The organism is Pseudomonas sp. MYb2, from assembly GCF_002979955.1.
Classification (GTDB): domain Bacteria; phylum Pseudomonadota; class Gammaproteobacteria; order Pseudomonadales; family Pseudomonadaceae; genus Aquipseudomonas.
Map to the genome: position 1 here is coordinate 1 of NZ_PCQC01000026.1, position 13382 is coordinate 13382.

General features: G+C 57.7%; 10 protein-coding genes. 9 read left to right on the forward strand and 1 reads right to left on the reverse strand.

Annotation, left to right across the window (positions count from 1 at the left end; translation table 11 throughout):
* Positions 1 to 90: 90 nt before the first annotated feature.
* A complete protein-coding gene (gene gltA / locus CQ009_RS27345) occupies positions 91 to 1380 on the reverse strand; it encodes a citrate synthase (RefSeq protein WP_007919904.1) in 1290 nt (429 codons plus the stop codon).
* A 362-nt stretch (positions 1381 to 1742) separates the two neighbouring features.
* Between gltA and sdhC the strand changes: the two genes are divergently transcribed.
* The 9 genes from sdhC (at position 1743) to sucD (ending at position 13084) form a co-directional block, all read left to right on the forward strand.
* Entirely contained in the window at positions 1743 to 2117 is a 375-nt protein-coding gene (gene sdhC / locus CQ009_RS27350; RefSeq protein WP_034156251.1) for a succinate dehydrogenase, cytochrome b556 subunit, read from the forward strand.
* A complete protein-coding gene (gene sdhD, locus CQ009_RS27355) occupies positions 2111 to 2479 on the forward strand; it encodes a succinate dehydrogenase, hydrophobic membrane anchor protein (RefSeq protein WP_007977503.1) in 369 nt (122 codons plus the stop codon). Before sdhC ends, sdhD begins: the two co-directional genes overlap by 7 nt.
* Positions 2480 to 2482: 3 nt before the next feature.
* Entirely contained in the window at positions 2483 to 4255 is a 1773-nt protein-coding gene (gene sdhA, locus CQ009_RS27360) for a succinate dehydrogenase flavoprotein subunit (RefSeq protein WP_064390961.1), read from the forward strand.
* Between the two features lie 11 nt (positions 4256 to 4266).
* Complete coding sequence (locus tag CQ009_RS27365; protein ID WP_038364054.1) at positions 4267 to 4971, forward strand: succinate dehydrogenase iron-sulfur subunit; 705 nt, start codon at positions 4267 to 4269, stop codon at positions 4969 to 4971.
* A gap of 251 nt (positions 4972 to 5222) precedes the next feature.
* A complete protein-coding gene (locus CQ009_RS27370) occupies positions 5223 to 8054 on the forward strand; it encodes a 2-oxoglutarate dehydrogenase E1 component (protein WP_064390960.1) in 2832 nt (943 codons plus the stop codon).
* 42 nt (positions 8055 to 8096) lie between these two features.
* Positions 8097 to 9320, forward strand: coding sequence for a 2-oxoglutarate dehydrogenase complex dihydrolipoyllysine-residue succinyltransferase (odhB, locus tag CQ009_RS27375; protein ID WP_064390959.1), 1224 nt, complete (start codon positions 8097 to 8099; stop codon positions 9318 to 9320).
* Between the two features lie 97 nt (positions 9321 to 9417).
* Positions 9418 to 10854, forward strand: a complete 1437-nt coding sequence (gene lpdA, locus CQ009_RS27380; protein WP_034156249.1) for a dihydrolipoyl dehydrogenase — start codon at positions 9418 to 9420, stop codon at positions 10852 to 10854.
* Positions 10855 to 11036: 182 nt separating this feature from the next.
* The gene (gene sucC / locus CQ009_RS27385; RefSeq protein WP_007919879.1) at positions 11037 to 12203 is read left to right on the forward strand and encodes an ADP-forming succinate--CoA ligase subunit beta; all 1167 of its coding nucleotides are present in this window, start codon (positions 11037 to 11039) and stop codon (positions 12201 to 12203) included.
* Complete coding sequence (gene sucD, locus CQ009_RS27390; protein ID WP_008082972.1) at positions 12203 to 13084, forward strand: succinate--CoA ligase subunit alpha; 882 nt, start codon at positions 12203 to 12205, stop codon at positions 13082 to 13084. The genes sucC and sucD overlap by 1 nt, the downstream gene beginning before the upstream one ends.
* The last annotated feature ends 298 nt before the right edge of the window (positions 13085 to 13382 follow it).

Genomic DNA, 13382 nt, shown 5'->3' on the forward strand with positions numbered 1-13382 from the left:
AATCCCCAAAACCCCAGACAAACAAAAACGGCCCCTATATAAATAGAGGCCGTTCCCGGTACAACTTAAGACGTTATCGCAAGACAGGTCTTATTTACGGTCTTCCAGCTTGGAAATATCACGCGACTCGTAACCAGTGTACAACTGGCGCGGACGGCCAATCTTGTACGGGCTGGAGAGCATCTCTTTCCAGTGCGAAATCCAGCCAACAGTACGTGCCAGCGCGAAAATCACAGTAAACATGCTGGTCGGAATGCCGATCGCCTTGAGGATGATCCCCGAGTAGAAGTCGACGTTCGGGTACAGCGAGCGCTCGATGAAGTACGGGTCGGTCAGGGCGATCTCTTCCAGGCGCATGGCCAGTTCGAGTTGCGGATCGTTGTTGATGCCCAGTTCCTTGAGTACTTCGTCGCAGGTCTGCTTCATTACAGTCGCGCGAGGATCGCGGTTCTTGTAAACGCGGTGACCGAAGCCCATCAGTTTGAACGGATCGTTCTTGTCCTTGGCCTTGGCGATGAACTTGTCGATGTTCGAAACATCGCCAATCTCGTCAAGCATGGTCAGCACGGCTTCGTTCGCACCGCCGTGGGCAGGGCCCCACAGTGCGGCGATACCGGCGGCGATACAGGCGAACGGGTTGGCGCCCGAAGAGCCGGCCAGACGCACGGTGGAAGTCGATGCGTTCTGCTCGTGGTCGGCATGGAGGATGAAGATCCGGTCCATGGCCTTGGCGAGCACCGGGCTGATCGGTTTGATCTCGCACGGGGTGTTGAACATCATGTGCAGGAAGTTTTCCGCGTACGTCAGGTCGTTGCGCGGGTACATCATGGGTTGGCCCATGGAGTACTTGTAAACCATCGCTGCCAGGGTCGGCATCTTGGCAACCAGACGGATCGCGGAGATTTCGCGATGCTGCGGGTTATTGATGTCGAGGGAGTCGTGGTAGAAGGCCGAGAGGGCGCCGACTACACCGCACATGACGGCCATCGGGTGGGCGTCACGACGGAAGCCGTTGAAGAAGGTTTTCAGCTGCTCGTGAACCATGGTGTGGTTTTTCACGGTGCTGACGAACTGGGCCTTCTGTTCTGCGGTCGGCAGTTCGCCGTTGAGCAGCAGATAGCAGGTTTCCAGGTAGTCCGACTTTTCAGCCAGCTGTTCGATCGGGTAGCCGCGGTGCAACAGAATGCCGTTGTCGCCGTCGATATAGGTAATCTTCGATTCGCACGAGGCGGTCGACATGAAACCCGGGTCGAAAGTGAAGCGGCCCGTGGCCGTCAGGCCCCGAACATCAATAACATCGGGACCAACGGTGCCGGTTAAAATGGGCAGCTCGACGGGGGCTGCGCCCTCGATGATCAACTGCGCTTTTTTGTCAGCCATGTGGCCTCCTATTTATGCTTGAACCATCAGACAGACCCCCCACGCAGGGCCCGCACCACTATAGTGAGATAAATTCGAATGTCAATTTGCCTAAAGTCTTGCTCCAGAAGGCTTTAAGCGCTCTTTTTCCTCGAAATTGACTGCCATTTACGCCTTTTATGCAACTTGTGCAATCAGCTATTGGGGGTAGGTGATTGCGTTGTCATTAGTAGCCTAACTGTCTATACTCGGCCACCGACCGCCAGGGGCTTTTGGGCCTGCTTTATTGGGGGTCGCATCCCTGGGTGGTGGTTACCTGACCAGTGCACTCCCCAACAACTTTGCCCTGATTGTTAGGGGCTCTTCAGTGTGAAAAAAAAGCCGTGAAAAGCCAACGACCTGTAAACCTAGACCTAAGGACCATCAAACTCCCCATCACCGGCGTTACGTCGTTTCTTCACCGTGTTTCCGGCATCATCCTCTTCCTGGGTATCGGCTTCATGCTTTATGCATTGGGCAAATCTCTGGGTTCCGAGGAAGGTTTTGCCGAAGTGAAGGCATGCTTGACCAGCCCGCTGGCCAAGTTCGTAGCATGGGGCCTCCTGTCCGCTCTGCTGTATCACCTGGTAGCCGGTGTGCGCCACTTGATCATGGACATGGGCATCGGTGAGACGCTGGAAGGCGGCCGCCTGGGCTCGAAAATTATCATCGCCGTTTCCGTGGTGTTGATCGTTCTGGCAGGAGTTTGGATATGGTAACCAGCGTTACGAACCTTTCGCGTTCGGGCCTCTATGACTGGATGGCGCAACGTGTGTCTGCGGTTGTTCTCGCGGCTTATTTCATCTTCCTGATCGGATACCTTGCAGCGAATCCGGGCATTGGCTACGACCAGTGGCACGGCCTGTTCGCTCACAACGGGATGCGTATCTTCAGTCTGCTGGCCCTCGTTGCCCTTGGCGCTCACGCCTGGGTCGGCATGTGGACCATCGCGACCGACTACCTGACGCCAATGGCGCTGGGCAAGTCCGCGACTGCAGTACGTTTCCTTTTCCAGGCAGTATGCGGCGTTGCGATGTTCGCTTACTTCGTCTGGGGTGTGCAGATTCTCTGGGGTATCTGAGTCATGGCTAACATTCCAACGATTTCTTTCGACGCCATCATTATTGGTGGTGGCGGTGCCGGCATGCGCGCTGCGCTGCAACTGGCACAGGGCGGTCACAAGACTGCCGTGATCACCAAGGTTTTCCCGACCCGTTCGCACACTGTATCCGCCCAGGGCGGCATCACGTGCGCAATCGCGTCCGCTGACCCGAACGATGACTGGCGCTGGCACATGTACGATACCGTCAAGGGCTCCGACTACATCGGTGACCAGGACGCTATCGAATACATGTGTCAGGAAGGCCCGGCTGCAGTTTTCGAACTGGACCACATGGGTCTGCCGTTCTCGCGTACCGAGCAAGGCCGCATCTACCAGCGTCCATTCGGTGGTCAGTCCAAGGACTACGGTAAAGGCGGCCAGGCTGCGCGTACTTGCGCTGCTTCCGACCGTACCGGTCACGCACTGCTGCACACCCTTTATCAGGGCAACCTGAAAGCCGGTACCACGTTCCTGAACGAGTACTACGCTGTCGACCTGGTGAAAAACCAGGAAGGCGACTTCGTCGGTGTGATCGCGATCTGCATCGAAACTGGCGAAACTTCCTACATCCGCGCGAAAGCCACTGTATTGGCTACCGGCGGTGCCGGTCGTATCTACGCTTCCACCACCAACGCCCTGATCAACACCGGTGACGGCGTCGGCATGGCTCTGCGTGCTGGCGTGCCGGTACAAGACATCGAAATGTGGCAGTTCCACCCGACCGGCATCGCCGGCGCCGGTGTACTGGTTACAGAAGGTTGCCGTGGTGAAGGTGGTTACCTGATCAACAAGCACGGCGAGCGTTTCATGGAGCGTTATGCTCCGAACGCCAAAGACCTTGCCGGTCGTGACGTGGTTGCTCGCTCGATGGTTAAAGAAATCATCGCCGGCAACGGTTGCGGTCCGAATGGCGACCACGTAATGCTCAAACTCGACCACTTGGGCGAGGAAGTGCTGCACAGCCGTCTGCCAGGCATCTGCGAACTGTCGAAGACGTTCGCTCACGTTGACCCGGTTGTTGCGCCGGTTCCGGTTGTTCCGACTTGCCACTATATGATGGGCGGCGTTGCCACCAACATTCACGGCCAGGCGATCACCCAGAACGCCGACGGCGTGGATCAGATCATTCCTGGTCTGTTCGCGGTAGGTGAAGTGGCTTGCGTATCGGTTCACGGTGCCAACCGTCTGGGCGGCAACTCGCTGCTCGACCTGGTGGTATTCGGCCGCGCTGCTGGTCTGCACCTGGAAAAAGCGCTGACCGACGGCATCGAATACGACGACGCTACCGAAGCCGACATCGAAGCTGCCCTGTCGCGTCTGAACGCGCTGAACAGCCGTACCGACGGCGAAGACGTCGCTACCCTGCGTCGCGAGCTGCAAAGCTGCATGCAGAACTACTTCGGCGTATTCCGTACCGGCGAATACATGCAGAAAGGTATCGCTCAGCTCGCTGACCTGCGTGCCCGCATTGCCAACGTGAAGATCAACGATAAGTCGCAGGCGTTCAACACTGCCCGTATCGAAGCGCTGGAACTGCAAAACCTGCTGGAAGTGGCTGAAGCTACCGCCATCGCGGCCGAAGTACGTAAAGAGTCGCGCGGCGCTCACGCCCGTGAAGACTTTGAAGATCGTGACGACGAAAACTGGCTGTGCCACACCCTGTACTTCCCGGGTGACAAGCGCGTCACCAAGCGTGCCGTGAACTTCTCGCCGAAGACTGTTCCGACTTTCGAACCTAAAGTCCGGACTTATTAAGGGTGACCGCCATGTTGCAAGTCAGTGTTTATCGCTACAACCCTGATCAGGACGCTGCGCCGTTCATGCAGGAATTCCAGGTCGATACCGGTGGTAAAGACCTGATGGTGCTGGACGTGCTGGCCCTGATCAAAGAGCAGGACGAGGGTTTCTCCTATCGTCGCTCTTGCCGTGAAGGCGTCTGCGGCTCCGACGGCATGAACATCAACGGCAAGAACGGTCTGGCGTGCATCACGCCGCTGTCTGCCGTTGTAAAAGGTAACAAGTTGATCGTTCGTCCGCTGCCAGGTTTGCCGGTTATCCGTGACCTGGTTGTCGATATGAGCATCTTCTACAAGCAATACGAGAAGGTGAAGCCTTACCTGCAGAACGACACGCCGGCTCCGGCCATCGAGCGTCTGCAGTCGCCAGAAGAGCGCGAAAAGCTCGACGGTCTGTACGAGTGCATCCTGTGCGCTTGCTGCTCGACCTCTTGCCCGTCCTTCTGGTGGAACCCGGACAAGTTCCTGGGTCCAGCTGCACTGCTGCAAGCTTATCGCTTCCTGGCAGACAGTCGTGACACCAAGACCAACGAGCGTCTGGCTTCGCTCGATGACCCGTTCAGCGTATTCCGCTGCCGGGGCATCATGAACTGCGTCAACGTATGTCCGAAAGGCCTGAACCCGACTAAGGCCATCGGTCACATCCGTAACATGCTGCTTTCAAGCGGCGTGTGATTCAGCTGCTGTAACCGCTGTACCGTAGAGGCTGTGGCGCGGGCTTCAACCCGCGTCATGGCTATAACCAGAGCAGTAGCCATAAGCTGCGGCTCTTATTTTGAAGAAATGAGACAAGCAGGGGCATCCGGGCTGGTACCCGGACTATCAGTGTGATCCTAAGTGGCTTGTTTTAGTCGCTGCATTCGGACTTCTGCAAGTTTGCTCGGTGTCGACATCGATGGTGTTCCCCTAACCGAGGGTGACCAAGCATGCAAGAAAGCGTGATGCAGCGCATGTGGAACAGCGCCTACCTTTCAGGTGGAAACGCTGCCTATGTGGAAGAGCTTTATGAGCTCTACCTGCACGACCCTAACGCTGTGCCAGAAGAGTGGCGCACCTACTTTCAGAAGTTGCCTGCCGACGGCAACTCTGCCACTGATGTTTCGCACTCGACAATTCGCGATCATTTCGTGCTGCTGGCAAAGAACCAGCGCCGCGCTCAACCGGTTTCCGCCGGCAGCGTGAGCAGTGAGCACGAGAAGAAGCAAGTTGAAGTGCTGCGATTGATCCAGGCCTACCGTATGCGTGGCCACCAGGCAGCCCAGCTTGACCCGCTGGGGCTGTGGCAGCGTCCTGCACCTGCAGACCTGTCGATCAATCATTACGGCTTGACCAATGCCGATCTTGATACGACCTTCCGTGCCGGCGACCTGTTCATCGGCAAAGAGGAAGCGAGCCTACGCGAAATTCACGAAGCGTTGCAGCAGACATATTGCCGCACCATCGGCGCTGAATTTACGCACATCACCGATTCCGAGCAGCGCCAGTGGTTCCAGCAGCGTCTGGAAAGCGTGCGTGGTCGTCCGACGTACTCCGCCGACATCAAGAGCCATCTGCTTGAGCGCGTGACTGCCGGTGAAGGCCTGGAAAAATACCTGGGCACCAAATACCCGGGCACCAAGCGTTTCGGTCTGGAAGGCGGCGAAAGCCTGATTCCGATGCTCGACGAACTGATCCAGCGTTCCGGTTCCTACGGCACCAAGGAAGTCGTCATCGGCATGGCCCACCGTGGCCGTCTGAACGTGCTGGTCAACACCTTCGGCAAGAACCCGCGCGAGCTGTTCGACGAGTTCGAAGGCAAGAAGAAGGTCGAGCTCGGTTCCGGTGACGTTAAGTATCACCAGGGCTTCTCGTCCAACGTGATGACCGCCGGCGGTGAAGTTCACCTGGCCATGGCGTTCAACCCGTCCCACCTGGAAATCGTTTCCCCGGTGGTAGAAGGTTCGGTGCGCGCCCGTCAGGATCGTCGTAACGACGCCACTGGCGAGAAGGTGCTGCCGATCTCCATCCACGGTGACGCTGCATTCGCAGGTCAGGGCGTGGTCATGGAAACCTTCCAGATGTCGCAGACCCGCGGTTTCAAGACCGGCGGTACCGTGCACATCGTGATCAACAACCAGGTCGGTTTCACCATCAGCAACCCGCTGGACTCGCGTTCCACCGAGTACGCCACCGACGTTGCCAAGATGATCCAGGCGCCGATCCTCCATGTGAATGGTGATGATCCGGAAGCCGTGCTGTTCGTGACCCAGTTGGCCATCGACTACCGCATGCAGTTCAAGCGTGACGTGGTGATCGACCTGGTCTGCTACCGTCGTCGCGGCCACAACGAAGCCGACGAACCAAGCGGCACCCAGCCTCTGATGTATCAGCAGATCACCAAGCAGCGCACCACCCGTGAGCTGTACGCTGATCGTCTGACCCAGGGCGGTGTTCTGGACGCTGAACGTGTTCAGGCCAAGGTCGACGAATACCGCAACGCGCTGGACAACGGTCTGCACGTCGTGAAATCGCTGGTCAAAGAGCCGAACAAAGAGCTGTTCGTGGACTGGCGTCCGTATCTGGGCCACGCCTGGACTGCGCGTCACGACACTCGCTTTGATCTGAAGACCCTGCAGGAACTGTCTGCCAAGCTGCTGGAAATTCCGGAAGGCTTCGTGGTTCAGCGTCAGGTGTCGAAGATCTACGAAGACCGTCAGAAGATGCAAGCCGGCGGCCTGCCGATCAACTGGGGTTACGCTGAAACCATGGCGTACGCGACCCTGGCGTTCGAAGGTCACCCGATTCGCATGACCGGTCAGGACATCGGCCGCGGTACGTTCTCGCACCGTCACGCTGTGCTGCACAACCAGAAAGACGCGGGCACCTACATTCCGCTGCAACACTTGTACGACGGTCAGCCACGCTTTGACCTGTACGACTCGTTCCTGTCGGAAGAAGCGGTATTGGCGTTCGAATACGGTTACTCGACCACCACGCCGGATGCGCTGGTGATCTGGGAAGCCCAGTTCGGCGACTTCGCCAACGGTGCACAGGTTGTTATCGACCAGTTCATCACCAGCGGCGAGCACAAGTGGGGCCGTCTCTGCGGTCTGACCATGTTGCTGCCACACGGTTACGAAGGTCAGGGCCCTGAGCACAGCTCGGCACGTCTTGAGCGTTACCTGCAACTGTGCGCCGAGCACAACATTCAGGTCGCCGTACCGACCACGCCAGCACAGATCTACCACTTGCTGCGTCGTCAGGTGATTCGTCCGCTGCGCAAGCCGCTGATCGTGCTGACTCCGAAGTCGCTGCTGCGCCACAAACTGGCCATCTCGACCCTGGAAGATCTGGCCGAAGGTTCGTTCCAGACCGTGATCCCGGAAATCGATACCCTGGACCCGAAAAAGGTCGAGCGTGTTGTTCTGTGTAGCGGCAAGGTCTACTACGACCTGCTGGAAAAACGCCGTGCCGAAGGCCGTGAAGATATCGCCATCGTGCGTATCGAGCAGCTGTACCCATTCCCTGAGGACGACTTGAAAGAAGTCCTGGCTCCGTACACCAACGTCAAAAATGCCGTTTGGTGTCAGGAAGAGCCGATGAACCAGGGCGCCTGGTACTGCAGCCAGCACCACTTGCGTCGCAGCATCGGGAACCTCGACAAGTCTCTCGTACTTGAGTACGCGGGCCGTGAGGCTTCTGCTGCACCTGCTTGTGGTTACGCATCGATGCACGCCGAGCAGCAGGAAAAACTCCTGCAAGACGCGTTTACCATTTAACGCCTTCGCGCACCTGAAACCGAATTTAAGGAACCACAGATAATGGCTATCGAGATCAAAGCCCCCACTTTCCCGGAATCGGTTGCCGATGGCACCGTTGCCACCTGGCACAAACAACCGGGCGACGCCGTCAAGCGCGACGAACTGATCGTCGACATCGAAACCGACAAAGTCGTACTGGAAGTTCTGGCTACCGCTGATGGCGTGCTGGGCGCAATCGTCAAGGGCGAGGGCGAAACCGTCCTGTCCGACGAAGTGCTGGGCTCCATCCAGGAAGGTGGCGCTGCTGCCGCTGCTCCAGCCGCCGCTGCTGCTCCGGCCGCTGCTGCCGCTGCACCGGCTGCCGCTGAAGGCGAAGACGATCCTGTTGCTGCTCCTGCTGCGCGCAAGCTGGCTGAAGAAAACGGCATCAACATCGCTTCCGTTGCCGGCACCGGCAAAGGCGGTCGTGTGACCAAGGAAGACGTGGTTGCTGCTGTTGCTGCCAAGAAAGCTGCTCCGGCTGCCGCGCCTGCCAAGGCTGCTGCTCCTTCGGCTGCCGCTCCAGTGTTCGCCGCTGGCGACCGCATCGAGAAGCGCGTTCCGATGACCCGCGTTCGTGCCACCGTGGCCAAGCGTCTGGTTGAAGCACAGTCGAACATGGCGATGCTGACCACTTTCAACGAAGTCGACATGACTGAAGTCATGGCCCTGCGTTCGAAGTACAAGGACCTGTTCGAGAAGTCCCACAACGGCGTACGCCTGGGCTTCATGTCGTTCTTCGTGAAAGCAGCGACCGAAGCGCTGAAGCGCTTCCCGGCTGTCAACGCGTCGATCGACGGCGGCGACATCGTTTACCACGGCTACGCGGACATCGGCGTTGCCGTTTCCAGCGACCGTGGCCTGGTTGTTCCGGTTCTGCGTAACGCCGAACTGATGAGCCTGGCCGAAATCGAAGGCGGCATCGCAACATTCGGCAAAAAAGCCCGTGACGGCAAACTGTCGATGGACGAGATGACCGGTGGTACCTTCACCATCACCAACGGTGGTACCTTCGGTTCGATGATGTCGACCCCGATCGTCAACCCGCCGCAGGCAGCGATTCTGGGCATGCACAACATCATCCAGCGTCCTATGGCCATCAACGGTCAGGTCGTTATCCGTCCGATGATGTACCTGGCACTGTCCTACGATCACCGTCTGATCGATGGCAAAGAAGCTGTGACCTTCCTGGTGACCATCAAGAACCTGCTGGAAGATCCGGCTCGTCTGTTGCTGGATATCTGATAGAAGCAGTCGCGGGCTTCAAGTTTCAAGCTGCAGGAAAGGGCAGCTTGGCTTGGAGCGCGCGGCTTGAAGCTTTTCGCTAAAGAGGATTTTTTGAATGTCGCAGAAATTTGACGTAGTAGTGATCGGTGCTGGCCCTGGTGGCTACGTGGCTGCCATCAAGGCCGCGCAGCTGGGTCTGACCACTGCCTGCATCGAGAAGTACACCGACGCTGAAGGCAAGCAAGCCCTGGGCGGCACCTGCCTGAACGTGGGCTGCATTCCTTCCAAGGCGCTGCTCGACAGCTCCTGGAAATACAAGGAAGCGAAAGAAAGCTTCAACGTTCACGGTATCTCGACTGGCGAAGTCAAAATGGACGTCGCTGCGATGGTTGGCCGCAAGGCTGGCATCGTCAAGAACCTGACCGGCGGCGTTGCCACCCTGTTCAAGGCCAACGGCGTTACTTCGATCCAGGGCCACGGCAAACTGCTGGCTGGCAAGAAAGTCGAAGTCACCAAGCCAGACGGCTCGGTTGAAGTCATCGAAGCTGAAAACGTGATCCTGGCTCCAGGTTCGCGTCCAATCGACATTCCACCGGCTCCGGTTGATCAGAAAGTCATCGTTGACTCGACTGGCGCACTGGAATTCCAGACCGTACCTAAGCGTCTGGGCGTGATCGGCGCTGGCGTGATCGGTCTGGAACTGGGTTCGGTGTGGTCGCGTCTGGGTTCGGAAGTGGTTGTTCTGGAAGCACTGGACACTTTCCTGATGGCAGCGGACACCGCTGTTTCCAAGGAAGCGCTGAAAACCCTGACCAAACAAGGTCTGGACATCAAACTGGGCGCTCGCGTGACCGGCTCGAAAGTGAACGGCGACGAAGTCGTTGTGAACTACACCGATGCCAACGGCGAACAGACCATCACGTTCGACAAGCTGATCGTAGCCGTTGGTCGCCGTCCGGTGACCACTGATCTGCTGGCTTCCGACAGCGGCGTGACCCTCGACGAGCGCGGTTTCGTGCACGTTGACGATCACTGCGCGACCACCGTACCGGGCGTTTTCGCCATTGGTGACGTGGTTCGCGGCATGATGCTGGCTCACAAAGCTTCGGAAGAAGGCATCATGGTTGTCGAGCGCATCAAGGGCCACAAAGCCCAGATGAACTATGACCTGATCCCTTCGGTTATTTATACTCACCCGGAAATCGCGTGGGTTGGCAAAACCGAGCAGGCCTTGAAAGCTGAAGGCGTTGAAGTTAACGTCGGCACCTTCCCGTTCGCCGCTTCCGGCCGTGCCATGGCCGCCAACGATACCGGTGGTTTCGTCAAGGTCATCGCAGATGCCAAGACCGACCGCGTATTGGGCGTGCACGTGATTGGCCCGAGCGCTGCAGAACTGGTTCAGCAGGGCGCGATCGGTATGGAATTCGGCACCAGCGCTGAAGACCTGGGCATGATGGTTTTCTCCCATCCGACCCTGTCTGAAGCCTTGCACGAAGCTGCTTTGGCAGTGAATGGCGGCGCCATCCACATTGCCAACCGCAAAAAGCGTTAACAGACAATAAGAAACCACGGCGGTAACGGCCCGTCGTGAGCCTTGCGAGCAAGTCTCACCGCGGAATGTCCGCTGGACGCAGTCTTGCGTAGCTCAGCTACGCAAGCAGCAGTCACAGGTGGCGCGGCACTCAAACGAGCGCAGCGCCGAATGCGCAGTACCTAACGAAGACGGTAAAAAGCATGAATCTTCACGAGTATCAGGGTAAGCAGCTGTTCGCTGAATACGGCCTGCCAGTTTCCACTGGTTACGCAGTAGACACCCCGGAAGCAGCAGCAGAAGCTTGCGACAAAATCGGCGGCAGTGAGTGGGTTGTCAAAGCCCAGGTCCACGCCGGTGGTCGCGGTAAAGCGGGCGGCGTCAAGCTGGTTCGCAGCAAAGAAGACGCCAAAGCCTTCGCACAGCAGTGGCTGGGCAAGCGTCTGGTGACTTACCAGACTGACGCCAATGGCCAGCCAGTCACCAAGATCCTGGTTGAATCGTGCACTGATATCGCTAAAGAGCTGTACCTGGGCGCTGTCGTTGACCGTTCGAGCCGTCGCATCGTGTTCATGGCTTCCACCGAAGGTGGCGTGGACATCGAGAAAATCGCTCACGACACTCCAGAAAAAATTCTCAAGGCCACTATCGATCCACTGGTTGGCGCTCAGCCATTCCAGGGTCGCGAGCTGGCATTCCAGCTGGGTCTGGAAGGCAAGCAGGTTGCTCAGTTCGCGAAGATCTTCGTAGGCCTGGCCAAGCTGTTCAAGGATCACGACCTGGCTCTGCTGGAAGTGAACCCGCTGGTGATCAAGGCTGACGGCGATCTGCACTGCCTGGACGCCAAGATCAACATCGACGCCAACGCAATGTACCGTCAGCCTAAGCTGAAGACTTTCCACGATCCGTCGCAAGACGATCCGCGCGAAGCGCACGCTGCCAAGTTCGAACTGAACTACGTAGCACTGGAAGGCAACATCGGCTGCATGGTCAACGGTGCTGGCCTGGCCATGGGTACCATGGACATCGTCAACCTGCATGGCGGCAAGCCAGCCAACTTCCTCGACGTAGGTGGTGGCGCTACCAAAGAACGCGTAACTGAAGCGTTCAAGATCATCCTGTCCGACACCAACGTCGCTGCAGTACTGGTCAACATCTTCGGCGGCATCGTTCGCTGCGACATGATTGCCGAAGGCATCATCGGCGCTGTGAAAGAAGTCGGCGTGAAAATCCCGGTTGTTGTTCGCCTTGAAGGCAACAACGCTGAGCTGGGCGCTAAAGTACTGGCAGAAAGCGGTTTGAACATCATCGCTGCTACCAGCCTGACCGACGCTGCTCAACAAGTTGTCAAAGCTGCGGAGGGCAAATAATGAGCGTCCTGATCAATAAAGACACCAAAGTTATCTGCCAGGGTATTACCGGTTCGCAAGGTAGTTTCCACACCCAGCAAGCCATTGAATACGGCACCAAGATGGTTGGCGGCGTAACTCCTGGCAAAGGCGGCACCGAGCACCTGGGTCTGCCAGTGTTCAACACCGTTAAAGACGCAGTAGAAGCCACTGGCGCTACCGCTTCCGTGATCTACGTTCCGGCTCCTTTCTGCAAAGATTCGATCCTGGAAGCGGCATTCGGCGGCATCAAGCTGATCGTCTGCATCACCGAAGGCATTCCTACCCTGGACATGCTGGACGCTAAAGTTAAGTGCGACGAGCTGGGCGTAGTCCTGATCGGCCCTAACTGCCCAGGCGTGATCACCCCAGGCGAGTGCAAGATCGGCATCATGCCAGGTCACATTCACTTGCCAGGCAAGGTCGGTATCGTTTCGCGTTCCGGCACCCTGACCTACGAAGCTGTGAAGCAGACTACTGACGCCGGTTTCGGTCAGTCGACTTGCGTCGGCATCGGTGGTGACCCGATCCCGGGTTCGAACTTCATCGACATCCTGAAGCTGTTCCAGGAAGACCCGAAGACCGAAGCGATCGTAATGATCGGTGAGATCGGCGGTTCGGCTGAAGAAGAAGCGGCTGCCTACATCAAGGCACACGTGACCAAGCCGGTTGTTTCCTACATCGCTGGTGTGACTGCTCCTCCGGGCAAGCGCATGGGCCATGCTGGCGCAATCATCTCTGGCGGCAAAGGCACTGCAGACGAGAAATTCGCTGCACTGCAAGACGCAGGCGTTAAAACCGTGCGTTCGCTTGCAGACATCGGCAAGGCCCTGGCCGAGCTGACCGGTTGGGCTGTCAAGTAAGCCTCGCGCTTAGCTGACGCTTCACCAAACAAAGGCCACCTTCGGGTGGCCTTTGTCGTTTCTGCAATTTGGAAGATCAAAAGATCGTCCGATCGCGGCCCGAGCCTTCGGCAGCTCCTACATGGGAATACTTCCATCCTCATGTAGGAGCTGCCGCAGGCTGCGATCTTTTGATCTTTGCCCTGCCAACGAAAAATAGATACGTAAACGCGACACGAAGACGTCGCGTATCGGATAGTTCGCCCTCTAACAGTGCGTTTGCAAGACAAATTCGTTAGGCTAGCAGCCATTTTTGCGT